20 protein-coding genes and 1 pseudogene are annotated in these 22395 nt (G+C 37.7%); 8 read left to right on the forward strand and 13 right to left on the reverse strand.

Annotated elements, in window-relative coordinates; translation table 11 throughout:
• Nucleotides 1-200 precede the first annotated feature (200 nt).
• Both P4S65_RS19510 and P4S65_RS19515 read left to right on the forward strand, forming a co-directional pair.
• Nucleotides 201-968 (forward strand): hypothetical protein, encoded by a 768-nt coding sequence (locus P4S65_RS19510; RefSeq protein ID WP_337120961.1) that lies wholly within the window; start codon nt 201-203, stop codon nt 966-968.
• The gene (locus tag P4S65_RS19515) at nt 950-2125 is read left to right on the forward strand and encodes a putative bifunctional diguanylate cyclase/phosphodiesterase (protein WP_337120963.1); all 1176 of its coding nucleotides are present in this window, start codon (nt 950-952) and stop codon (nt 2123-2125) included. Before P4S65_RS19510 ends, P4S65_RS19515 begins: the two co-directional genes overlap by 19 nt.
• Nucleotides 2126-2154: 29 nt before the next feature.
• Here P4S65_RS19515 and P4S65_RS19520 read toward each other — a convergent pair whose 3' ends face one another.
• The 7 genes from P4S65_RS19520 to P4S65_RS19550 form a co-directional block, all read right to left on the reverse strand.
• A complete protein-coding gene (locus P4S65_RS19520; RefSeq protein ID WP_096794552.1) occupies nt 2155-2856 on the reverse strand; it encodes a TorF family putative porin in 702 nt (233 codons plus the stop codon).
• Between the two features lie 9 nt (nt 2857-2865).
• On the reverse strand, nt 2866-4083 hold the full coding sequence (locus P4S65_RS19525; RefSeq protein ID WP_033038804.1) for a BCCT family transporter: 1218 nt from the start codon (nt 4081-4083) through the stop codon (nt 2866-2868).
• Nucleotides 4084-4241: 158 nt separating this feature from the next.
• Entirely contained in the window at nt 4242-5909 is a 1668-nt protein-coding gene (gene betA / locus P4S65_RS19530) for a choline dehydrogenase (RefSeq protein WP_096794553.1), read from the reverse strand.
• 11 nt (nt 5910-5920) lie between these two features.
• Complete coding sequence (gene betB, locus P4S65_RS19535; protein ID WP_096794554.1) at nt 5921-7384, reverse strand: betaine-aldehyde dehydrogenase; 1464 nt, start codon at nt 7382-7384, stop codon at nt 5921-5923.
• Nucleotide 7385: 1 nt separating this feature from the next.
• Nucleotides 7386-7961, reverse strand: coding sequence for a transcriptional regulator BetI (gene betI, locus P4S65_RS19540; RefSeq protein ID WP_007376366.1), 576 nt, complete (start codon nt 7959-7961; stop codon nt 7386-7388).
• Nucleotides 7962-8402: 441 nt separating this feature from the next.
• Nucleotides 8403-8708: a hypothetical protein gene (locus P4S65_RS19545; RefSeq protein WP_149605466.1), complete on the reverse strand. Its 306-nt coding sequence runs from the start codon at nt 8706-8708 to the stop codon at nt 8403-8405.
• Nucleotides 8708-8965 (reverse strand): DUF3081 domain-containing protein, encoded by a 258-nt coding sequence (locus P4S65_RS19550; protein ID WP_007376364.1) that lies wholly within the window; start codon nt 8963-8965, stop codon nt 8708-8710. Before P4S65_RS19550 ends, P4S65_RS19545 begins: the two co-directional genes overlap by 1 nt.
• A gap of 146 nt (nt 8966-9111) precedes the next feature.
• Here P4S65_RS19550 and P4S65_RS19555 point away from each other — a divergent pair.
• The 4 genes and pseudogenes from P4S65_RS19555 (at nt 9112) to P4S65_RS19570 (ending at nt 14071) form a co-directional block, all read left to right on the forward strand.
• Nucleotides 9112-10391, forward strand: a pseudogene (locus P4S65_RS19555) (flavohemoglobin expression-modulating QEGLA motif protein).
• A gap of 125 nt (nt 10392-10516) precedes the next feature.
• Nucleotides 10517-12208 (forward strand): TonB-dependent receptor, encoded by a 1692-nt coding sequence (locus tag P4S65_RS19560; protein ID WP_337120965.1) that lies wholly within the window; start codon nt 10517-10519, stop codon nt 12206-12208.
• Nucleotides 12124-13491: a TonB-dependent receptor domain-containing protein gene (locus P4S65_RS19565; RefSeq protein WP_337121200.1), complete on the forward strand. Its 1368-nt coding sequence runs from the start codon at nt 12124-12126 to the stop codon at nt 13489-13491. The genes P4S65_RS19560 and P4S65_RS19565 overlap by 85 nt, the downstream gene beginning before the upstream one ends.
• A 106-nt stretch (nt 13492-13597) precedes the next feature.
• Nucleotides 13598-14071 (forward strand): hypothetical protein, encoded by a 474-nt coding sequence (locus tag P4S65_RS19570; protein WP_096794558.1) that lies wholly within the window; start codon nt 13598-13600, stop codon nt 14069-14071.
• A gap of 495 nt (nt 14072-14566) precedes the next feature.
• Here the strand turns inward: P4S65_RS19570 and P4S65_RS19575 are convergent, their stop codons facing one another.
• From P4S65_RS19575 to P4S65_RS19595, 5 genes are read right to left on the reverse strand one after another with little or no spacing between them, the layout of a single operon-like run.
• Nucleotides 14567-15511: a hypothetical protein gene (locus P4S65_RS19575; RefSeq protein WP_337120968.1), complete on the reverse strand. Its 945-nt coding sequence runs from the start codon at nt 15509-15511 to the stop codon at nt 14567-14569.
• A complete protein-coding gene (locus P4S65_RS19580; RefSeq protein WP_337120970.1) occupies nt 15489-16292 on the reverse strand; it encodes a DUF1338 domain-containing protein in 804 nt (267 codons plus the stop codon). The genes P4S65_RS19575 and P4S65_RS19580 overlap by 23 nt, the downstream gene beginning before the upstream one ends.
• A 35-nt stretch (nt 16293-16327) precedes the next feature.
• Nucleotides 16328-17794: a succinylglutamate-semialdehyde dehydrogenase gene (astD, locus tag P4S65_RS19585; protein WP_337120972.1), complete on the reverse strand. Its 1467-nt coding sequence runs from the start codon at nt 17792-17794 to the stop codon at nt 16328-16330.
• A 7-nt stretch (nt 17795-17801) separates the two neighbouring features.
• Nucleotides 17802-18836: an arginine N-succinyltransferase gene (gene astA, locus P4S65_RS19590; RefSeq protein WP_149605462.1), complete on the reverse strand. Its 1035-nt coding sequence runs from the start codon at nt 18834-18836 to the stop codon at nt 17802-17804.
• Nucleotides 18837-18886: 50 nt separating this feature from the next.
• Entirely contained in the window at nt 18887-20092 is a 1206-nt protein-coding gene (locus tag P4S65_RS19595; protein WP_337120975.1) for an aspartate aminotransferase family protein, read from the reverse strand.
• Between the two features lie 197 nt (nt 20093-20289).
• Here P4S65_RS19595 and P4S65_RS19600 point away from each other — a divergent pair, with 197 nt between their 5' ends.
• Complete coding sequence (locus tag P4S65_RS19600; protein WP_007376357.1) at nt 20290-20718, forward strand: Lrp/AsnC family transcriptional regulator; 429 nt, start codon at nt 20290-20292, stop codon at nt 20716-20718.
• Nucleotides 20719-20749: 31 nt separating this feature from the next.
• Here the strand turns inward: P4S65_RS19600 and P4S65_RS19605 are convergent, their stop codons facing one another.
• Complete coding sequence (locus P4S65_RS19605; protein ID WP_033030158.1) at nt 20750-21694, reverse strand: hypothetical protein; 945 nt, start codon at nt 21692-21694, stop codon at nt 20750-20752.
• Between the two features lie 390 nt (nt 21695-22084).
• On the opposite strand from P4S65_RS19605, the gene P4S65_RS19610 reads away from it, so the two are divergent.
• The gene (locus tag P4S65_RS19610; RefSeq protein ID WP_007376355.1) at nt 22085-22387 is read left to right on the forward strand and encodes an isoamylase early set domain-containing protein; all 303 of its coding nucleotides are present in this window, start codon (nt 22085-22087) and stop codon (nt 22385-22387) included.
• Nucleotides 22388-22395 lie beyond the last annotated feature (8 nt).

Here is a 22395-nt window from a genome sequence, read left to right on the forward strand (position 1 = left end):
TCCTCAATAAAATTAATTCAACATAGCAAGTACATAGGGTCTTCGCTTTGTGAAGAACAACGCTCATATCTATCGTTTTTACCTTCTATAGCACTGAAAATAAACACATCAAAAGACACCTTATATTGGACAATATCGAATTTAAAGCTTACGTTTAGTAGTATAAAAAGTTGATAATATTAAACAAAGGCATATCTTTAATGCATGTGAGCCCTCTAATAGAAAAAGAATTAAATGATAGTGTGCGGATCCTTTATTTAAATGCCTACTCTGGATTGTTTATATCTTTTATTGCTAGTACGGGCATAGTTTTTGGTTTTAGTGATAAGTCTTTTACTTCAGTTACCGATAAGCTTATTTGGTGGTTTATCATGGTTGTTGTTTTAGGGATCCGTTTGATAGATGTTTACTATTTTAAACGAAGCAGTAAAGCAGCGAGTTATGTTGATTTATATAGATTCTCTTTAAGTGTAACCCTCACGGCGTTGATTTGGTGCTGTTATGGATTGTATTTCCATTCATCTTTCAGCGTCCTAGAGCTTACAAGTATAATCATCATTTTTTCTGCACTAGGTGGTGGCTCTGCAAATATTCTTTCAGCGCATCGACCAACATGTTTTATATACGCATTTTTGTTATTGATACCATATTCAGTGCTACTGACCCTATCTGAAGAACATTATCAAAATGTATTAGGAGTATTAGGTATAGGCTTTGGGTTTGTTACGCTTATTGCTTTACACAAGGCTGCAAACTTTACGCAAAATGCCATCCATTTAAAAAATCAAAATATTGAACTATTAGAGCTGATGGAGCAGCGTGTCGAATTACGAACACAAGAAATTTATCATCTATCAAATAGCGATTCCCTTACTCAATTATTGAATAGAAACGCTTTTTTAAAAGAGTCAAAAAAAGGCTATCGCGATACCCTAATGAATCATTTGCGTTGTTATTTATTGACTTAGATGGCTTTAAACATATTAACGATACTATGGGGCATGAGGTTGGCGATCAGATTTTAACAAAAACTGCCCAGAGAATTTCAGCAGTGTGTAGCCAAAATGAGTATAAGTGTCGATGGGGAGGTGACGAATTTTTATTACTTACTGATTATAACTGTAAGGATAAAACTAATGATTTTGCAAATAAAATCATTAGTGCCATTACACAAGTACACTCGAATAGCCATTACAAAGCGGGAATAGGTGCAACGATAGGTATTGCATTTTATCCTGAACATGGCAGTGATTTGGACGAATTAATACTAAACGCAGATATGGCGATGTATCATCAAAAGCGTATTAATAGAGGAAAAATTAGTTATTTTGATGATAATTTGCGTATGCAACTTGAGCGTATAAGACGCTTAAATGACAGGCTTTCTTTTGCGGTACAAGACGGAAGTTTATCGCTTGTTTTTCAACCTATTATAGATTCTAGTACAAATCGCCCCAGTTCAGTTGAAGCACTTTTACGTTGGCAAATGGATGGTGAACCGGTTCCACCGGATGAGTTTATTCCTATTGCAGAGCAATATGGGATGATTAGTGAAATTGGACTCTGGGTTTTAAAAAACGCGTGTATTCAAGGGCTCGAGTTTCAAAGAATCATTCCCGATTTATCAATTAGTGTTAATGTCTCTGTTATGCAGCTTCAAGGGCAAAAATTTGTTGTTGAAGTTGCTGATATTTTAAGAAAATTTAGCTTTCCAGCTGATAAGTTACATATAGAAATCACTGAGTCAGTATTTGCTAAGGATAAAAGTACATTTTTATCAACGGTTAAATCTTTGCAAGAGTTAGGGGCTAGGATATCGATAGATGACTTTGGTACTGGCTATTCATCCTTATCAAGTATGTTAGATATTGGTGTGGATATCGTAAAAATAGATAAAACGTTTATTCAAGATGTCGATAAAAAAGGTCTGAGTATAGTAAATGCAGTGGTACAAATGGCCAGTTCACTTAGCTTTGATGTGGTTGCTGAAGGTGTTGAGACAATTGATCAGAGCGAAAAGTTATACAGTTTAGGCGTTTCGCATTTACAAGGTTATTATTTTTCTAAACCGTTAGATGCGAGTTCTTTATGCGCTTATCTTGAGAGTATAAAAAAGGCTTCATAAGAAGCCTTTTAATTATTGATGTGTTTTACTTACAAATCAAAAGTACGTGATATGGCAAGTACGATACGCTCATCTGCGTAATCGTAGTCAAGGCTCGTATTTTCAGCCGCCACTTCAATACCAAATCCTTCATAACTAGTTAGATATGCTAAACGGTAATGGTTGTATGATTTTTTCTCGTTAACGTCCCACGCCCATTTTTGGCCATCAAGTGAGTTTGATATATCAAAACTTGCACGTAGTGCATGATTTGGAGCCAGCTCATAGGTGTGTGCAACCATTGAGATTACATGACCTCCACCTTGACCAAAGTAATCCCAGCTATACCAAAAGTTAAGCTCAGTTTGGCCGTATTCACTCGCATAGCCAAACTTAGTGTATGCTTCAGCGTAGTTACCATCGCTGTTATTACCTTGATAAGTGTAATAAGCAATACCGTAGTCAACGCTAAACTGCTCATCAAGCTGCACATACTTGCCTACATAAGCATCAAGTTCAAAATCAGTGTCATCACCAAAATCTACATTTGACGCCCAAACACCGGCGTATACACCACTATCAAAAGCATAATCTAAGCTGCCTTGAATTGCAGGGTCGCTATCTGTCTGTGTTACACCATTAAATGTGTAGTCAGACGCTGCCGTGATTGTTGTTGACCAATCAGCAGCTGCCGTTGTTGATAAAAGTGCAAATGGTAGTGCTACTACAAGTTGTTTTAGTTTGTTATTCATTGTTTATCCCTAGTGTACTGTGTCTATTTTTGTGTAATCAATCTTGTTTGCTTTTGGTGAGCTGTCTATATTTTTGACTGTTTTAAATTTACTGTATCCAATAAAAGCAGCACACAGAAAGAATAGTCCAATAACTAATGCGCCTACCCACTGAATTTGTAAAAACTCTAGTTTAAATAATAGTGTTAATAGAGACAGAGCGACAACATTCCCAAGTATATATTTCATTTTACCAAAACGTTTAACAGTAAGGTTTAGGTTATCTGTATATAAACGCACTAACGAGTCGAGTGAGTTGATTACAAATACAATACCTACAAATACCATAGCAAAGTTTTTAATACCTTGAGTTGGGATCCCTGCTTCATGGTAGTGATAAAGTACGCTAAACCATATCGCAATAGGAATAGAAGGGAATATCAACATCGCACCTAATACTTGGTATGTTTTAAGTCCACCAACAAAGCGTGATGTAAATTGACCAATCATTATGCTCCACGCAAACCACCAAAATAAGTAAAACTCATGGTAATCATTCAACGGTAAAACAAATTCGTTAATGTTGGCAAAGTAAGTGCCAATTGAGCCCAAGTTATTAGTAAACGCAGACATTTCACTATCACCAATAACAAACGCGCCAACCCACATGAAACCTATTAACGCTAAGAATAACCACGTAGTCGCAATACTTAAAATACGCACATATTTAATGTCGGTGCTTGAGTACACTGCAAAACAAATCGCAGCAAATACAATTAAATAAAACTCGCTAACTACACTTGTACCGTCACCTAATTCGGGTAAGTACCAAGGTAAATTTGTAAGTAGTAAATAAGCGGTAAATGCACATGTGCCAATAATTACAACATTATTGATAAATTTGACCCAAGGAATTTCGAAAAATTTAACTTTAGGTTCTATTACACAGAAATAAAAGCACGTAAGAAAGTAAAATCCCCAGATCAAGAATCCCCAATAGCCAAATTCAATAGCCAGTGGATTTGCAAACGCGTATTCTGGGCTTGCTTTTATGTCTGCATAACCTGCAAACTCAGTTAAAGGAAACATAATAAGGCCAACATCAAGGCCTGATGTAAATAGTATCGCTATAAACGTAAAGGTTTTTACCGGTGTTACACCTACTACACGTACATTACCCCATTTAAGTAAGATAATAACAACTGCGAGTAAAGTAAAAATGATGCCTGCATTAAGCCAAATAGTCATTGTTACCCTCCAATAATGAATAAAAATAATTCATAAGCACTCCGTATTTTATTGTTTTATTCTCGCATTAACACAACGTAACCTATTTACATCGTGTGCCACTGCAAGGCACGCTCAGGTTTAGCCCGACGAGGCTAAACCTGAGCATGTGGCTAAAGTTAGATCTTTGAACTACGTTGTGTTTCTTGCCAGTTTGTTGTTATGGCAACATTCACATCCGATTTCTGTAATGGGTTTTTACCCAAAATTATGTCAGCTGCTTTTTCGGCAACCATAATAGTAGGCGCATTCAAGTTTCCGTTAGGAACTGTTGGGAATATAGAAGAGTCAACAACACGCAGTCCTTCAATACCATGTACTTGCGTATTTGAATTAACAACGGCCATATCATCTTCACCCATTTTGCATGAGCAAGAAGGGTGGTAGGCACTTTCTACGGCTTGGCGAACAAAAGCATCTATTTCTTCATCTGTTTGAATATGTTTACCAGGTTGAATTTCTTCATCGCGGTATTCATCAAAGGCACTTTGTTCGATTATGTCGCGTGTTAAGCGAACGCACGCTCTAAAGCCTTCAATATCGTCTTGGTGTTCAAGGTAATTAAATAAAATAGTTGGTGGCTGCTCAGGGTTCGCAGAAGCAATAGTAACACTACCGCGACTTTTTGGTTTGTTATGACCAACATGCACCTGAAAACCATGACCTGCAAATGCACTTCTACCATCGTAACGCATAGCCGCTGGTAAAAAGTGATACTGAATATCTGGCCATTCAACACCTGGTTTTGAGCGAATAAACGCACACGATTCAAAATGATTCGTTGCACCTAAACCCGAACGCGTTAATAACCAGCGCGCGCCAATCAACCCTTTTGAAACAATGCCTAGCTTGCCGTTAAGCGTGATAGGTTGCTTACACTTGTATTGAAAGTAAAACTCAAGATGATCTTGTAAGTTTTGACCTACACCTGGTAGATGATGCTGTACTTCAACGCCTGCTTTTTCAAGCGCTTGAGTATCACCAATACCAGAGAGTTGTAAAATATGTGGAGAGCCGATTGGGCCTGCACTTAGTACAACGTCTTTTGCAGCATGTGCAGTTTTAACGTCGCCATTTACTTTGTATTCAATGCCTGTGGCTTTTTTGCCATCTAAAATCACGCGCTGTGCGAGTGCACCTGTAATAATCGTTAAATTACTACGCGATTTAACAGGGTCTAAATACTCACGCGAAGCAGAGCTGCGCACGCCGTCTTTTACGGTCATGTGCATTGGGCCAAAACCCTCTTGCTGCGATGCATTATAATCATCTGTAGAAGCGTAACCGGCTTGCACACCTGCTTTGATAAAGGTGCGGTAAAGCGGGTTTTTCATTTCGTTGCCGTTATTAACGCCAAGCGGGCCTTTTCCACCACGGTAAGTATTTTCACCAAGGTAAAAGCTTTCTGCTTTTTGAAAATACGGTAAACACGATTGGTAATCCCAGCCGTTTGCACCGTGTTGCTGCCATTCGTCAAAATCTTTTGCGTGGCCACGTACATATACCATGCCGTTGATAGATGACGAGCCGCCTAATACTTTGCCTCGAGGACAATGCATTTCACGGTTATCTAAATGAGGCTCAGGCTGCGTATGAAACTGCCATGCGTATTTGTCACTATTCATAGGAATAGATAACGCGGTTGGCATTTTTATAAAAATACTTTTATCGCTACCGCCAGTTTCTAGTAGTAACACGCGGTTACTTGAATCTTCAGATAAACGGTTTGCTAAAACACAACCCGCCGAACCCGCGCCAACAATAATATAGTCGTAATGATTACTCATAGTAGGGCGCCTTAAAATGGGCTTTCTATGTCGGCCATACCAACATAAATAGACTTAGTTTGCGTGTATTGATCAAGAGTTTGTATACCATTTTCACGGCCAATGCCCGATTGCTTATAACCGCCAACTGGCATTTCAGCAGGTGAGTTACCGTATGCATTAATCCAACAAATACCAGCTTGTAACTTATGAATAACGCGGTGCGCACGTTTAATATCGCTAGTAAATACGCCTGCGGCCAAGCCTAGGTGAGTTGCGTTAGCGCGTGCAATAACATCGTCTTCGTCGTCAAAAACAAGCACGCTCATTACAGGGCCAAATATTTCTTCTTTAACGATAGTCATATCGTCGTTGCAATCAATGAACACAGTCGGTGCTACAAAATAGCCATTAGGTGCAGACTCAGGTGAAAGCGTTGTACCACCAGTTAATAGCGTTGCACCTTCTTCAATACCTTTATTAACGTAGCTCATTACTAGTTCTTGGTGCTTTTTAGAAATAAGCGCACCAAAGTTTGTATTTAAATCTTGTGGGTCGCCGGCAATAATGTTTTTCTCAGTGCGCGCTTTAAGTTCATCAATAAACTGCTGATAGATATTTTTATGAACGTAAATACGTGTACAGTTAGTACAAATTTCGCCTTGGGTATAAAAGTTACCTAACATAGCCGCGCTAACCGCTTGCTCAATGTTAGCATCATCAAATACTAATAGTGGAGATTTACCACCAAGCTCCATCGTTACATCTTTTAAAGTACCGGCAGCACTTGCCACTACTTTTTTACCAGTGCCTACTTCACCTGTAAACGATACTTTATCAATCTCGTTATGCTGCGTTAGCCACTGGCCTACATCACCAGCACCTTGAACAACATTAAACACACCTGCAGGTACGCCAGCTTCAACAAATACTTCTGCAAGTTTAATAGCGCCAAGAGGTGTTTCTTCAGATGGTTTGAATATAAATGCATTACCAGCAGCAAGGGCAGGGCCCGACTTCCAACATGCAATTTGTAGTGGGTAGTTCCATGCACCAATACCCGCACATATACCTAGCGGTTCTTTACGTGTGTAGTAAAAGTCATCACCCACCATTTGCTGTTGGCCTACTTGTGCTGGCGCAAGGCCTGCAAAGTATTCAATTACATCAGCGCCGGTTTCAATATCAACACAATTTGCCTCTTGCATTGGTTTACCGGTGTCTAGTACTTCTACAAGTGCTAGCTCATCATTACGCTCGCGTAAAATAGCCACTGCTTTTAATAAAATGCGGCTGCGTTCAATGGGTGTCATTGCTGACCACTGAGCAAAGCCTTGCTTTGCACTGGCAATGGCTGCGTTTTGAATAAATTCGTCGGCAATCTCTACTGCGTAAATAACCTCGCCCGTAGCTGGGTTTGTTACATCAAATGTTTTGCCGCTTTGGTTTGCAAGAAAATGGCCGTTAATAAAATTTTGATAGACAGGTGTAGTCACGCTAGGCTCCATATTGCTTGATAAGTGAAAGTACATAGCTTTTTGCTAACTTTTCACTGTGTTTAAACTGATTATTGTCTGACTTACTCAGTACTGCTCTTAACCATAGGCCATCGATCATCGCGGCGCTAAGTTCTGCAGCTTGATTTGCTTGCTCAATAGGCATTAATTGCTTAAAAGAAAATGCTAAATTACTTTGCAAGCGTTTACTGTTTACGTTTTGTAGTCTGTGTAATTCTTCATCGTGCATCGATTGCGCCCAAAAACTCAACCACGTTCGGGTTGTATCATTACGCTGTTGTACAAGCGCAAAGTTGGCTTCGATAATAAACATTAAACGCTCAGTGGCAGTGGTTTGATGACTTACTTTACTTATTAAGCCTTGCTTTAAGCTTGTTAGTAAGTATCTAACCGTGGCTTCAATTAACCCCTGCTTTCCACCAAAATAATGGCTAATGATACCTGATGATAAACCTGCATTTTTACTAATGCTGTTTATCGTTGTGCCTTGAAGTCCCTTAGTAGCAACTGACTCTATAGTTGCGTCAATTAGCTGCTGACGTCTAACAGGTTCCATTCCGACTTTAGGCATAATTATTATTAATTGAACGTTCAATAAAGATAAGCTTAAGGTAATAGCTCTAATAATTCAAGGTTAAGGTAAACACCGAGATATTAAAATGTAGATAGAACATTAATGATCTAGTGATTAATAGAATAAATGCAATGATTTTAAAGTGGATGTGTATTCAATAAAATCAAATGGTTAAGTTTATTTTTTTGAGTTTTTGAAATGGTGATGATTTCGTTACTATAATAAATTAAGAAAATTATTATAAAATCGTTAGTACCGTAATAGTTAGAGTACTAATAGTGTTATTTTAATGCAAAAGAGTATTAAACCTACAATTAGTTAGTGTTCTAATAAACACATGTGTAAATAGTTGACCTATAAATTAATTAATATTTAAACTAGATTCGGACAACATGATGCTCTGATTTTAAATTTTTATTGCAATTAAGCGTTATTAATAACGCCTTTAAATAGTAGGGGGTAACGTCTTAGTCTATTGCCAATGTAGTCATCAGCTAAAATTTGCTGGCAAATAAAGTCTATATCTTTGCTTGCCTCAAAGACCCAATCAAAACGCTCTATAGCCAGTAAAAAACCACGCTTTAAATGAGTTTGAGAGCGGTACTGTTCTAGGTTTTTTTGAATAATTGAGATTTTGCTTGGATCAGCTTGAAGCTCTTCTACTACTTGGTTAATAAAAGTAGTATTGAGCTTACTGGTAGGGCGGTGTCTTAGTTTTCGTGGGTGCATTATCGCTCGTTTGCAATGTTATATAATTTTTTCAAAAAGTCGTCCTTATGCTTTTCATGTTGGTAGTCAAGGTGGTAAGTATTATGAAAACCAAAGCGCAGTTCTACGCCGCTACCTTGTAAATATACGGTGTAACCGTCTACGTCAGAATAAGCAGTAACCCCTTGATAATGTTTACCTTCATCAGTCATTTCGCCTTTTTGAATTATACGTTCATAAACGGCCAAAATCTGTTTATTGTCGAGTTCGTTTTTCATGCTTTATACCTTTCATTTAGTAACTCATACGATACAGATATGAGGGTCGATCAACTTAAAAACAATAGCTAAAAAAGTGTGATATTGCTTTGTAATTTAGCCTTTTTAAATTATGCTCAAAACTCATTTATTGTTGAGCTTACACCATGATAGACAAGGCGTTACTACTAAAAACTCGTGAGTTATCGGATCAATTAATTGCATTGCAAACGCCTATTAGGATACTCGATGCTATTAATTGGGATAAACAAACTAAAGAGGAGTTTTTTAGACAAAAATGTCAAAAAATCCACTGATCGATCGTGCATACTATCAACAGCGCGATCTTGGTTTTGTACCTAGCGAGTTACGCCAAGCGTTTTCTACTTTGCACCGTAACATTATTAATCAATTGGGGCAGTTAAATCCCATTGCTCAATACATGGGAAAAATGTGCACAGAGTATAAAACAGTATTAAGCATGCTTGAGTATCGTGGCACACCTGAGTTCCATGACTTATCGGTAGAGTTATTTGGTCATCCTAAAGATTTATTTCATGCCGGTGAGCCCTCACTTTCTGAGCTAGCTAATATGCTAGATAAACCGCTGCAAAATTTACTCATAGCCGACATACTACCTGACGACCCTAAAAATATTGCTGCTGTTGATGCGGTGCGTATTTTGTCTGAGCAAGTAAATGCCAGCATGGCAGGTATAAACGTAGAGGTTATGCTTAGCGATGGGATTGTCAGTGATGCAGCCGCCGGTGCAAATAATATAAAACTAAATCAAGATGTTAAGTTTTCTCAGCGTGAGCTTGATATTTTAGAAGTTCACGAAGGGTGGATACACGTGGGCACAACTCAAAATGGATTAGCGCAGCCGTATTTAACCTGTTTAAGTAAAGGCACGCCTAGCTCGACTATTACCCAAGAAGGTTTAGCGGTACTTACCGAAATTATTACATTAAAATCGACCCCAAGGCGTTTATCTAAATTAGTGAATCGTATTCAAGCGGTTACAAAAGTAATAGATGGTGCTGAATTTGTTGACATTTACCGTGATTACGTAGCGCAAGGTTTATCAAAAGATGACAGTTACACACTTGCGCAGCGTGTATTTAGAGGTAGTACGCCAACAGGTCTGCCGTTTACAAAAGATATTGCCTACATTAAAGGCTTTGTACTGGTTTATAACTTAATACGCGTAGCAATCCAGCTTGGTCGAATCGATAGGCTACCTTTATTATTGGTAGGTAAAATATCGATAGATGACTTTAGATTAATATCGCAGCTTCATGATTTAGGTGTGATAGAGAGCCCACAATTTGTGCCGCCACACTTTAAAGATTTACGCGGTTTGGCCACTTGGTTGAGCTTCGGTCGTTTTATTGGCGACTTATCGTTTGAAAAGTTAGAAAACGATTATAAGCCGTTATTTTTATAATTAATGGTATTTTTATTTTTTATGTTAACTATCTGTTTTTTTGTTTACATACTGGAAACGCTAATGCTATTGTATTTTTTCATCCTTTTGGATGTAATTTAATAACAAAAACAGGGATAATTATCGTGAAAACAAAAGCAAAACTATTTAAAAAAGCAGCGTTATGCGCTGCAATATGCTCAACATTAACCTTTTATAGTGGTATTAGTTCAGCTAGCAATGTTGATGGTGCAATTAAAGGTATCATTACACAACAAGCTAACGAAGCTCCGATTGCAGGTGCAACTGTAACAATTTCGAATCCAGCGAATGGTTATGTTAAGTCTATCCAGGTTGACAGCAATGGCCAATTTAATCTTAACGCTGTACCAGTTGGTACCTATAATATTAAAATTGAAAAAGTAGGCTACCAGACATCAGAACTTAAAAACATTGTAATTGGTATCGGTAAATCAGCTGCTATTGAAGTTGGAATGACTGAGGGTGATATTGAAGTTATTTCTGTTACAGGAAGTAAAATTGCACGTGTTGATGTAACTAGTTCTGAGGCTTCATTTAATATTTCAGCTGATGAATTAACTCGCCTGCCGGTTGCGCAAGATATTACCTCAGTAGCATTATTATCGCCGGGTGTAAACCTTGGTGACTCACGTTTTTCTGATGCAAAAGGGAATTCATTAGGGAGTTTCGGTGGGGCATCACAAGCTGAAAATGTTTATTATGTAAATGGTCTCAATATGACCAACTTCCGAAATGGTGTTGGGGGCTCTACAATTCCATTCTTATCTTATGATTCTTTTCAAATCAAAACGGGTGGTTATTCAGCTGAATTCGGTCGTTCTACAGGCGGTGTAATTAACTCAGTAACAAAAGCTGGGACTAATGAATTTCATTTCGGTCTTCAACATCGCCAGAATATTGAATCACTCGGTGGCCAACGTCCGAACACAAACTATTTATCAGATGATTGTAGTTATAAATCTGTAAATGATGAAGTTGTTAAAACTTGCGCAAACACAGTTGGTGATATTATAACTGATAATAGCGAAGATTCACGAGCATCAAGAACTACTGATATTTTTGCTAGTGGTGCATTAATCGAAGACACTTTATTTTTCTATGCTCTTTATGAGTTTAGAGAGTACGACTACGATGATCTGTCGTCACGTGGTACGGCATTGCTGAATCGTACAGATGATGACCCATATTACTTGGGTCGTCTTGATTGGAATATTAATGAAGATCACTCTTTAATGGCTTGGATGTTTAAAGATGAATCTAAAGAATACTCAACTACTTATGATCGTGATGAAAATGGGGCTCTCGATAAAGAAAATGCTTCTAGCTCTAATACACTAAGTGGTGGTACTAGCTGGTCTATCCGCTATAATGGCAATTTGACAGATTATCTATCTGTGTCCGCAATGGCTGGTAAAGTAGAATTCAATGATACTACGCGTTCAGCTGGCGCTGATTGCCCTGTAGTTATCGATGCTCAAGCAGGGCAAAACTTAGGTTGTTGGGATCCATCAGCTTTTCAAATTTCTACTAATAGCGATGAGCGAAAGCAGTATCGTTTAGATTTTGATTGGTTAGTTGCTGACGATCATCGTTTACGCTTCGGGTATGATGCTGAAAAAACACTTCCACAAGCCAGGTTGACTTATCTGGTGGCATTTATTACAGATATATTGGTTATGATGCAGGTTCAATTTTACCAAACGGTTATGAAATTAATGAATCAGGCCGATACGTACGTGTTCGTAACTACAATGTTGGTGGTGAATTTGATATCAATAATGAAGCATTTTATATAGAAGATACTTGGAATGTTACAGAACAATTAACAGCAACAATTGGTTTACGTTGGGATAGTTTTGAAAACTTAAATGCAAGTGGTAACACTTTTGTTAAAATTGATAATCAGTTTGCTCCTCGTTTAGGTCTAGCATATGATTTATTTGGTGATGGTGAGCATAAGATATTTGCTAACGCAGGTCGTTACTATCTACCAGTTGCATCAAATACAAATGTTCGTCTATCAGGTGCCGAGCTTTATACGCATGATTACTATACAATTCAAAGTGAAGGTTCTGATGGTGTTCCTGTACTTGGAGATAAGCTAGGTGAGACAGATGTAATAGGGGATGGCACTACACCTAGCCCTGTTAGTGTGCGTGATAACGGTCTACAACCAATGTACCAAGATGAGCTGATTTTCGGATACCAAGGCATGCTTAACGAAGACTGGTCACTAGGTGTTAAATTTACGCGCCGTGAAGTAAAAAGCATCATAGATGATGGCAGTATGGTTGAAGCCTTCAAGGATATTGGTTTAGATAGTGATCATTTCTTATTATTTAATCCTGGTGAGGGTGTTTCCTTCCAGTATGATTATGATGGTGACGGCACATTAGAAGATTACGATTTCACTGCAGAGCAACTAGGTTATCCAGATGCTAAACGGAACTACAACTCAGTGGATGTAGTACTTGAAAAATCTTGGGACGGACTGTGGATGTTTAACGCAACATATACATGGTCACAAAGTTACGGCAATGCTGAAGGTTATGTGAAATCTGATAATGGTCAAGATGATGCTGGTTTAACTACTGACTGGGATTACCCTTACTTAATGGATGGTGCAAACGGTTATTTACCAAATGATCGTCGTCATGCATTAAAACTGTTCGGTTCTTACGCTGTTACAGATAACTTACTTGTTGGTATGAATGCTAATATTACTTCTGGTCGTCCTCGTAATGCACTTGGTGCGGGTTATGCTCCAGATCAAGGTTCTTATGAATACGGTGATACTTATTATGTAGGAGATACTAAATTCTCTCGTGGTAGTTTTGGCCGAACACCTTGGACTACAACAATTAATGCTAATATAAAATATGACTTAAGTGACTTTGAGACGTTTGACTCTGCATATATAGCTTTAAATGTATTCAATTTATTTGATGCCTCAAATGTTACCACTTATGAAGAATTAGCAGAAGAAGATGCAGCATTCAACCCGAATGCGAAGTTTGGTAGTTCTCTATATTTCCAAACGCCACGTCGTGTTGAAGTTGTATTCAATATGATGTTCTAATTTTTTGACCTAGTCGAAATGAATCTAATAAAGGCACTATAATTTTATAGTGCTTTTTTATTTTATGACTCCTTTAGAAGTAAAACAATAATAAAGAAGAAATTATATGAAGCAAGTTTACTTATTAATTTTAGTTTGCTTATCTTTTGTAACTGGATGTCAAAATTTTCCTATTAAAATAGATATAAAAGATAATCATTTTCGTTTTGAAAACTTTGCTTTTGATAAAGGTAAGAAAAGAGAATACGTATTTTTAATGTGTAATAATAAATTACCAACAGACTGGCATCAGGCTAGACAATATGAGAGAGGAGAACACATCTTATGGGTTAAAGCAGTAATTGGTGACAGAGATTTTCAATCGAGCATAAAAAATGCCTTTGTAAAATTTAAAGTTAATTTAAAATCAGGGGGAAGATATATTCTAAATAGAAAAATAGATGGAAATAATGTATTTATTTGGATTGAAGATGAAACCACTCGAGAAATAGTTTCGGACATAAAAAAATCCAAACTTAAAAAACCACTCATAATTGAGGGTAGATTAAGGGAAAAGCAATGTTTTGAAGGTTCAATTTAATAAAAGCGCGGTTGGAATGAGCAACTGCTTTTAATTGGAACCCTGTGAATAGTACTTTCACTCGGGATATCTTCGCTAGCAACTAAGTTGGCTTCACTGGTTGTTGCCAAGTTAGTGCACGTACCTCCAGCTGTAGGTGTAAGTACAAACAACTGTTTGTGTATGGTTTATCTACGAGTCAGTTCAGTGTCACTAATAATGTATGTGCACAGTTAAATTCACTTTTGTTGACCTTGCATGATTGGAATTTGTTCTATTTAGGAACGATTTAATCGTAGTACGAGGTTTGTAACTTAGTGGGATAAGTAAAAAACCGAGTAAAGCTTTCGCGTTCGGCTCTCGCCGTTATACTCATGCCGGCAACAAAGAGTAAAACGTCCCTCGTAGGTGACTCTTAAAAATTCTTGAAGTTAATTATTAATTGTCAAGTGGTTATATGAACATGACAAGAAACAGGGGTCAGATGAAGGTCAACTAAGTTTCAAATCTTAATATTCATTTGTGTTGAGCTATATTAAACGTAGTTTTATATATTGCCATCATCCGCTCTGCTACCTCTGGCGAAGTCGAATTATGGTGAGTCTGCTTTAAAAAATCATAGGCTGCAGGTGTTTTCATGTAATTATCAATTAAGGCGATTGCTTTTTTTCCTTCTAAAGTTTTACTACAAGCAAAGTACCCATTTATAAACTCGGGGTATTCACTAATGTCTCGACTTTCTAGCTGAGAAAATTGCGTATCTGTTAAGTTCATTTTCATAGTGTTTTCATAATCGATGATCATATCAACACGTTTATGAATTAATAATTGGCTAAGTTGAGCAAAGCTGTTTGCGCCTGTTATTTTTGCTACTTGGGTTCTATAATCCGAAAATATCGCATCTAATTGTTGATAACTTGTGGAACTAACTATGGCAAAGGTGTGTTTGTTATTAAGTAATTTTGAAATAGAAACTTTTGTAGGTAAATCTTTTAAAGTGTTTTTGAAACCAAATAATTTGCGTTGCTGATGCATATAAGTTGGAATTTGAGAAAAGACAAGCTGTTTGTTTCGAGCTTTTGTTTTTATTAAATTAAAGCTACAAACTGCCTCGTTAGTCGATAAACGTTTAATTAATCGAGCATGATTTGTTCTCGTTAAAACGGTATCAAAATACGTGTTCAAAATTGGCTGAAAAAAATTATAGTATTGTTCGCGGGCCCTTGAATCGGCATCTTCATCTGAAAAATACGAATAAGATAAAATAGTAAGGGAAGGGTTCGCATAAATTAAAGAAGGTGTAACTAATAAACTGATAAGAATACATATTTTAAAAAACTTCATATTTATGCCTTTTTCTTTAAAAATACCAAGTATCTCCAGTGTTGTCTTTATAAAAAGCCCTTTCGGGCTTTTTTGTACTAAATTTTGAATTTTATTATCGAGCGTTGGTGCTTTCAAATATTTTGTCAGCAGAGGCTGCAACAAAACCAGTATAAAGCTCACCGTCTGCTTTAGGGTAACGAATAGCAAACTCATAAAAGCAACTAGGAATGCTCATATCACTGTCACTAAAGGTCACTGAATATTCATCAGCAAGTGTTGATGATTGCTCTAGTAACACCTCTGGTGAGCCTTTAACTTCGCCGCCTGATGTATTAAGCGAAAAACCTGCATCTTTTAGAGCTTGGTTAACATCATGAATGTTATCAAACTTAGCAAGCGTATTAATATTTACGGTAAAGTGATTGGCACGGTAACCCCACGCCGACATCCACGCTGCATATTCGCTTTCAGCTAGCAGTTGTTTGTAAGTATCGGTGCTTACTTGCCAATGCGTGCCTGAATATAAAAAGTTGTCTGCTGTAACTGCACTTTCGTCAATTTGACTTACCATATCGGTTACGATGGCTTGTAACTCTGGCGAGCATTTTTCTACTAATAGTTCAGAGATAAATACTTTTGGCTGATTAGGATCGCTATGCTCATAGTGTTTTGCGTAAAGTTTTTTAGTTTCAAAGTGGTACTCACCACATTCTTTGTAACCAATTGCTAAAAAGTGAGCGGCGAGCTTTTCAAGACCCACTTTTTCAATATTAAATGTACGCAGCGCAATATGATCGTTAATGATGTCATCTTTTTGCGTTGAACCTAAAAGGTCATGAATTTTATCTGCCGATGGAGTTACGTTTAAATAGTTTTCCCAAAGGTTCTCAAATAATGTATTTACATCAGTATGCATGTTAAGTCCTTAAATCTAAAATTTGGTTTTATTGCTTATTCAATTACCAAGCCTGGTGCTAGAGTTTGCGGTAAGCTCACTTTATCTGACTCAACAGATGCTACAGGGTATGCGCAATAATCGGCGGCGTAATAGGCACTTGCTCTGTGATTTCCACTGGCGCCAATACCGCCAAATGGAGCTGCACTAGAGGCACCTGTAATAGGGCGGTTCCAGTTAACAATACCGGCACGAATGCGCTTTAAAAAGTGAGTGTAGTCATCTTCACTGTCGCTAAGTAAACCTGCAGATAAACCAAAGCTTGTGTTGTTGGCTTCAATAATTGCGCTGTCAAAGTCGGTGTAACGATACACTTTAATTAGCGGCCCAAAATGCTCTTCATCTGGCATGTCGGTAATGCTTGTTACATCAATAATGCCCGGGCTTACAAAACCTGTGCCTGGATTTAATTGCTTAAGTTCAACAAGGATTTGCGCGCCTTTTGAGACTAATTCACTTTGCGCGGCAACCATACCCAGTGCTGCTTTTTCGCTTATCATTGCACCCATAAAAGGCTGCTCTGTAGCAAAACTGTCGTCTACAACTATGTTTTTAGTTGCGCTTATTAGCTTTTCTAAAATAGCATCACCGTTGGCTGATTTTTCAATAAATAAGCGACGTGCACACGTACAACGTTGACCTGAGGTAATAAAGCCTGATTGAATAATATCGTGTACAGCGGCGCTTATATCGCTCACATCTTTTACAATAAGAGGATTATTGCCGCCCATTTCAAGTGCTAAAATTTTGCCAGGGTGTCCTGCAAACTGTTTATGTAATAAGTGGCCTGTGTTTGAGCTACCGGTAAAAAACAAGCCATCTATATCTTTATGAGAAGCAAGCGCTTTACCTGTTTCAATTTCACCTTGCACAAGGTTAATAACACCCGCTGGCAAACCTGCTTTTAACCAAAGTGAGAGGGTAAATTCTGCAACGTGCGGAGTCAATTCTGATGGCTTAAATACAACGGTATTACCGGCTAAAATTGCAGGAACAATATGCCCGTTTGGTAAATGTCCAGGAAAGTTATACGGGCCAAAAATAGCCACAACACCATGCGGTTTGTGTCTAATAAACGCTTTAGCACCGGGCATTGGGTTTTCGGTTGTACCTGTACGCTCATGGTAGGCTTTTACAGATATAGCTACTTTTCCTGTCATTGCGCCTACTTCGGTACGGGTTTCCCATAATGGCTTACCCGTTTCGCGTGCAATAATGCTAGCAAATTCTTCGCTGTGTTCTTTTAATTGTGCTGCGAAGTTTTCTAAAATGGCGATACGCTCTTCAAGTGGTTTGTCTGCCCATTGTAATTGCGCGGCTCTAGCTGCTTTTATAACAGAATCTACTTGCTGGGCGTTTGCGCCATTACCTTGCCATACCACATCGCCATTACTTGGATTGATTGACTCAAATGCTGGACCAAGTCCCACATGCCATTGGTTATTAATTAGGTGTGTATTCATAAATTATTTACAGGCGGAAAAATCGCGCTGCATCTCCTTGGCTTAAATTAAGCGCATTAGCCACATCTTGGCTAATGACGAGGGTATGTTTTGCATGATTGTAATGTGCGTCTTTGGTAAATGTTGCTCTAAAGCCACTTACGCCTTGATTGCATACAGCCAGCGTATCAGAGCTATTTTGTGATATGTGATCAAGCTCGCCAATCGTAACAGGGCAAACTTGAGAATCGCGAATGCTGCGAATATTTCCAAGCTTTGCTTCAACTGTTGGGCCTGCGTCAAATAAGTCAACGTAGCCTCTGTGCTCAAACCCTTCTTTTTCTAATAGTTTTAGCGCAGGTTTTGTTTTTTCATGCACATGCCCAATCACTGCTTGGGCTTTTTTACTAAGCAAGTTCACATAAATAGGGTATTTAGGCATTAACTCGCTAATAAATACCTTATCGCCTAAGCCAACTAAGTGATCCGCTTGTGGAAATTCGATACTAAAAAAGTGCTCTTGTAGCCATTGCCAAAAAGGAGAATGACCGTCTTCGTCGCTAACACCACGCATTTCTGCGATAACAGTATCGGCAAAACGCTCGCTATGTTGAGCCATAAACAAAAAGCGTGAACGTGATAAAAATCGACCCGTTAAACCTTTGCGGCTATTTTCTCGCAAAAATAATGTGCATATTTCTGAGCAACCTGTGTAGTCGTTACACATGCTTAAAATATCAACGGTGTTATATACATTTAAAGTAGGCGAGTGGTGTACTGTTTTACCTAAATGATAATGATATAAAGGCACCGATAAACCTACCGCGGCTTCTATAGCGGTTGTGCCAATAACGTCACCTGTTTCACTGTCTTCTAAAACAAATAAATAGCTTTCATCAAGTGGCTGGTTAATGTTTTTGGCAAAGCTTTTTTCAGCACGTTCAATTTTTTCTTTAAGCTGTGCATCGTCCACAGGTAAAGAGGTAAACCCATGACCGGATTCAATCGCTATTTGTTTAAGCGCGTCAAAATCATTGGCTGTAATAGGACGTAATACTTGCATTTATTGCTTGCTCCAATAGCACGCCTGTAGGCGTGCTAATTTAAACTATATTAACCGTTTACTACGTCGCTAACGGCTTTTTCAAAGCGCGCTAAGCCTTCTTTAATATCTTCAAACGGGATAACTAAAGACGGTGTAAAGCGAATTACATTCATACCCGCTACAAGATTCATCAAACCATTATTAGCACTGGCTACTAAAAAGTCGCGTGCGCGGCCTTCAAATTTGTCATTTAGTACTGCGCCAATTAATAAGCCTTTACCGCGTACTTCACTAAAGACGTTGTATTTTTTGTTAATTGCGTTTAATCCGTCACGGAACAATTGCTCGCGCTCTTTAACTCCATTTAGTACGTCTGGTGTATTTACTGTATCAAATGCCGCTTCAGCTACAGCACAAGCTAGCGGATTACCGCCATAAGTAGAACCGTGAGTACCAATTTTTAAATGCTCAGCAATCGGTGTACGTGTGATCATAGCGCCAATTGGAAAACCACCACCCAATGCTTTTGCCGTTGTTAAAATGTCAGGAACAACCCCTAAACCTTCATAAGCGTATAAATCGCCTGTGCGACCAACACCCGTTTGTACTTCATCAAAAATAAGTAACGCGTTATGTTTAGTACAAAGTTCGCGTACTTTTTTAGCAAATTTATCTGTTGGTGAAATAATACCGCCTTCACCTTGTAATGGCTCCATCATAACAGCACATGTTTTATCGCTGATCAGCGCTTCAAATGCCGCTATATCGTTAAAATCACAATGTACTATGTCAGCTGGTTTTGGACCAAAGCCATCTGAATAAGCCGCTTGCCCGCCCACAGTTACTGTAAAGAATGTACGACCATGGAAACCTTTATTAAATGCAATAATTTGCGTTTTTTCAGCGCCATATACGTCCAATGCATAACGACGAGCTAATTTAAGCGCGGCTTCGTTTGCTTCTGCGCCTGAGTTTGCAAAGTAAACTTTATCAGCAAATGTTGCTTCAACCATTTTTTGAGCTAAACGAAGTGCTGGCTCATTGGTCATAACATTTGATAAATGCCAAATTTTTTCGCCTTGCTCTTTTAATGCTTTAACTAATGCAGGATGACAGTGACCCAAACAGTTAACGGCAATACCACCGGCAAAATCAATGAACTCATTGTTATTTTGATCCCAAACGCGTGAACCTTCACCACGAACTGGGATAATTGCTGATGGGTTATAGTTTGGTACCATTACGTCGTTAAATAAGTCTCTAGTTACTTGCATTTTTGTACACCTAAATTAAATGGGCTTAGATAAAAGATTAGTTGCTAAATTAAAGAAGAATATAGCCGTTATTCTTGAGCAAACACGTTATTATTTTTTATAGGACACTATTATCGAAGGTTCGCAGTTAAAATTGCAGTGCTATTTTGTGAAAAATGATTAGAATAAAAGGCAAAATAACGAAATAAATAACCATTATGATAACTCCACAAGACGAAAAGCTATTATCGATACTAAAAACAAATGCACGCGCGAGTATTTCTGACCTTGCCAGACTATTGAACCTGTCGCGCTCTACAGTGCAAAGTAGAATGTTAAAGTTAGAAGAAAGCGGGGTAATTAAAGGGTATAGCGTAGACTACGGAGATGACTATTTAAACAAAATGGTATCGGCGCATGTATCAATAAAAGTAAAGCAAAAGCTCACCACTAAAACCAACTTAGAACTAAAACAAATTGACGCTATTTCACAGCTTTATGCAATAAGTGGCGAGTTTGATTTAATTGCGGTAGTTCAAGCACAAAATTTGGAGCAACTTAGTCATTTGCTAGACGATATTGGCAACCTTGATGGGGTAGAGCGTACAACATCGTCTGTTATTTTAGAAACCAAATTTAAGCGATGAGCCTGAGTATGTATCATGTCAATGCATCAGATTACTTTGTTGATGCATTGGTTATTTTTGGCGTCACTTTTACTCTTTTCACCACTGTTTTATTTGCTTCATCAAGCTTAATAAAGTAAGCATTACCGCCAATACCTTTAAACTCTTCATCGGTAAATACAATGGTGTTGTCGTCAAAGAACGTAACAGCCTCTTTTTGAGTAACAATCCCTAGGTCTATTTTTGATACATCACCAGAGAAAAATTTATCACCTTCAAAGTTTTCAAATAACCAAATACTGGTTGAATCAAGTAATACCAATTTTTTACGGTCAGGACTTAAGGCTGCTGATGTTATCCAACATAGTTTTTCTAATGTAGTACATGTTTTGAAAGAATCGATTAACTCAGCTTTAAAGTTAGCGGCGTGATCGCCCACTTTATATACCTTAGTAATACCATCAAACGGTTCAGTGCGGTTTTTAGTAAATAAATATAAATGACGGCCAAGCGCGACAAATGCTTCTAAATCAAAATTTCGATTATTGGGTTTTATTGGACTTCCATCCATTTCTGGGTAGGTAAATTTTATAATTTCTGCTTGAGTTATATCTGTTTTTATATCTATTGGGTTTTCTATTTTATAAATAGTGAGCCATCTGCGATCGTTTTTGTTATTGCCAAAATCACCTAGGAAAAAATGCCCAAACTTGTTTTGAGTCATATCTTCCCAGTCTATGTTTTTGGCATTTTCAACTAAGATTTCTTTGGCGATAGAGCCATCTTTGTTGAGCCTATATAGTTTGGGTTCATTGCCTCCATCGTTAATAGCCCATAGGCGTTTTTGCTTATCAAATTCTATACCTGATATTTCTTTTAATTTAGGATCAACTGAGATTTCTTTTTTGCTATAAAGGGTATAGATTGAAGAACCAATAAGTGTGGCTATTATTAAAAAGGTGATTGCTATAGTTATTAGAATGCTTTTTTTCAACATGAAAATTATGATATTTCAAAGTATTAATATGCGGTTTATTATCGTTTATAAAAGCGCATAACAAAAGAATTTTATAAGTTTAAGTAATACTTTTGAATTATTTCATGTTTGGTACTAATAAAAGTTGAGACAATAAATAAAGTGTGGCACGTCTAGTTGGTTTAAATATTGCTCTATAATATTGAGCTTTACAAAAGTGAATGTTTAGATACTAACTGCACTTTTTAGGTGCAAAAAAAGAATTGCTGCACTGTAATAATGCGTAAATAAAGTTTTGGTTAACTTACAACGTGTTTAATGATTTTGAATGGAATCCACATCGCCTTTTTGTTTAGTTGTATGGCCTGTGGCAAAGATTAATTACCCTTTATGGTTTAGTTGGAGCCTGCTATGTTGAATAAACGTTTTTTTAAAACAAAAGATGAAGCTGAAGTTACTTTTGAGTTCACTCACCCTGAGGCAGAGCAAGTCTGTTTGCTAGGTGAATTTAATGATTGGCAGCCAGTGCCAATGAAGCTCAATAAAAAACAGGGCGTTTTTAAGTGTAAGCAACGCCTTCCTATTGATCAGCAGTTCCATTTTCGTTATCTAATCAATGGAGATATTTGGGATAACGACCACCAAGCCGACGGTTACATTGGTAATACATTTGGCACAGAAAATAGCATAGTGAATACGCAACGTATAAATTAAGGCCAATA

Source organism: Pseudoalteromonas sp. B131b, from assembly GCF_037162545.1.
In the GTDB taxonomy this organism is placed as follows: Bacteria; Pseudomonadota; Gammaproteobacteria; order Enterobacterales; family Alteromonadaceae; genus Pseudoalteromonas; species Pseudoalteromonas fuliginea.

Bases quoted from the DNA above. Each gene is read 5' to 3' on its own strand.
- P4S65_RS19510 (WP_337120961.1), top strand. From the start codon at position 201: ATGCATGTGAGCCCTCTAATAGAAAAAGAATTAAATGATAGTGTGCGG.
- P4S65_RS19520 (WP_096794552.1), bottom strand. From the start codon at position 2,856: ATGAATAACAAACTAAAACAACTTGTAGTAGCACTACCATTTGCACTT.
- P4S65_RS19525 (WP_033038804.1), bottom strand. From the start codon at position 4,083: ATGACTATTTGGCTTAATGCAGGCATCATTTTTACTTTACTCGCAGTT.
- betA (WP_096794553.1), bottom strand. From the start codon at position 5,909: ATGAGTAATCATTACGACTATATTATTGTTGGCGCGGGTTCGGCGGGT.
- betI (WP_007376366.1), bottom strand. From the start codon at position 7,961: ATGGAACCTGTTAGACGTCAGCAGCTAATTGACGCAACTATAGAGTCA.
- P4S65_RS19545 (WP_149605466.1), bottom strand. From the start codon at position 8,708: ATGCACCCACGAAAACTAAGACACCGCCCTACCAGTAAGCTCAATACT.
- P4S65_RS19550 (WP_007376364.1), bottom strand. From the start codon at position 8,965: ATGAAAAACGAACTCGACAATAAACAGATTTTGGCCGTTTATGAACGT.
- P4S65_RS19570 (WP_096794558.1), top strand. From the start codon at position 13,598: ATGAAGCAAGTTTACTTATTAATTTTAGTTTGCTTATCTTTTGTAACT.
- P4S65_RS19580 (WP_337120970.1), bottom strand. From the start codon at position 16,292: ATGCATACTGATGTAAATACATTATTTGAGAACCTTTGGGAAAACTAT.
- astD (WP_337120972.1), bottom strand. From the start codon at position 17,794: ATGAATACACACCTAATTAATAACCAATGGCATGTGGGACTTGGTCCA.
- astA (WP_149605462.1), bottom strand. From the start codon at position 18,836: ATGCAAGTATTACGTCCTATTACAGCCAATGATTTTGACGCGCTTAAA.
- P4S65_RS19595 (WP_337120975.1), bottom strand. From the start codon at position 20,092: ATGCAAGTAACTAGAGACTTATTTAACGACGTAATGGTACCAAACTAT.
- P4S65_RS19600 (WP_007376357.1), top strand. From the start codon at position 20,290: ATGATAACTCCACAAGACGAAAAGCTATTATCGATACTAAAAACAAAT.
- P4S65_RS19605 (WP_033030158.1), bottom strand. From the start codon at position 21,694: ATGTTGAAAAAAAGCATTCTAATAACTATAGCAATCACCTTTTTAATA.
- P4S65_RS19610 (WP_007376355.1), top strand. From the start codon at position 22,085: ATGTTGAATAAACGTTTTTTTAAAACAAAAGATGAAGCTGAAGTTACT.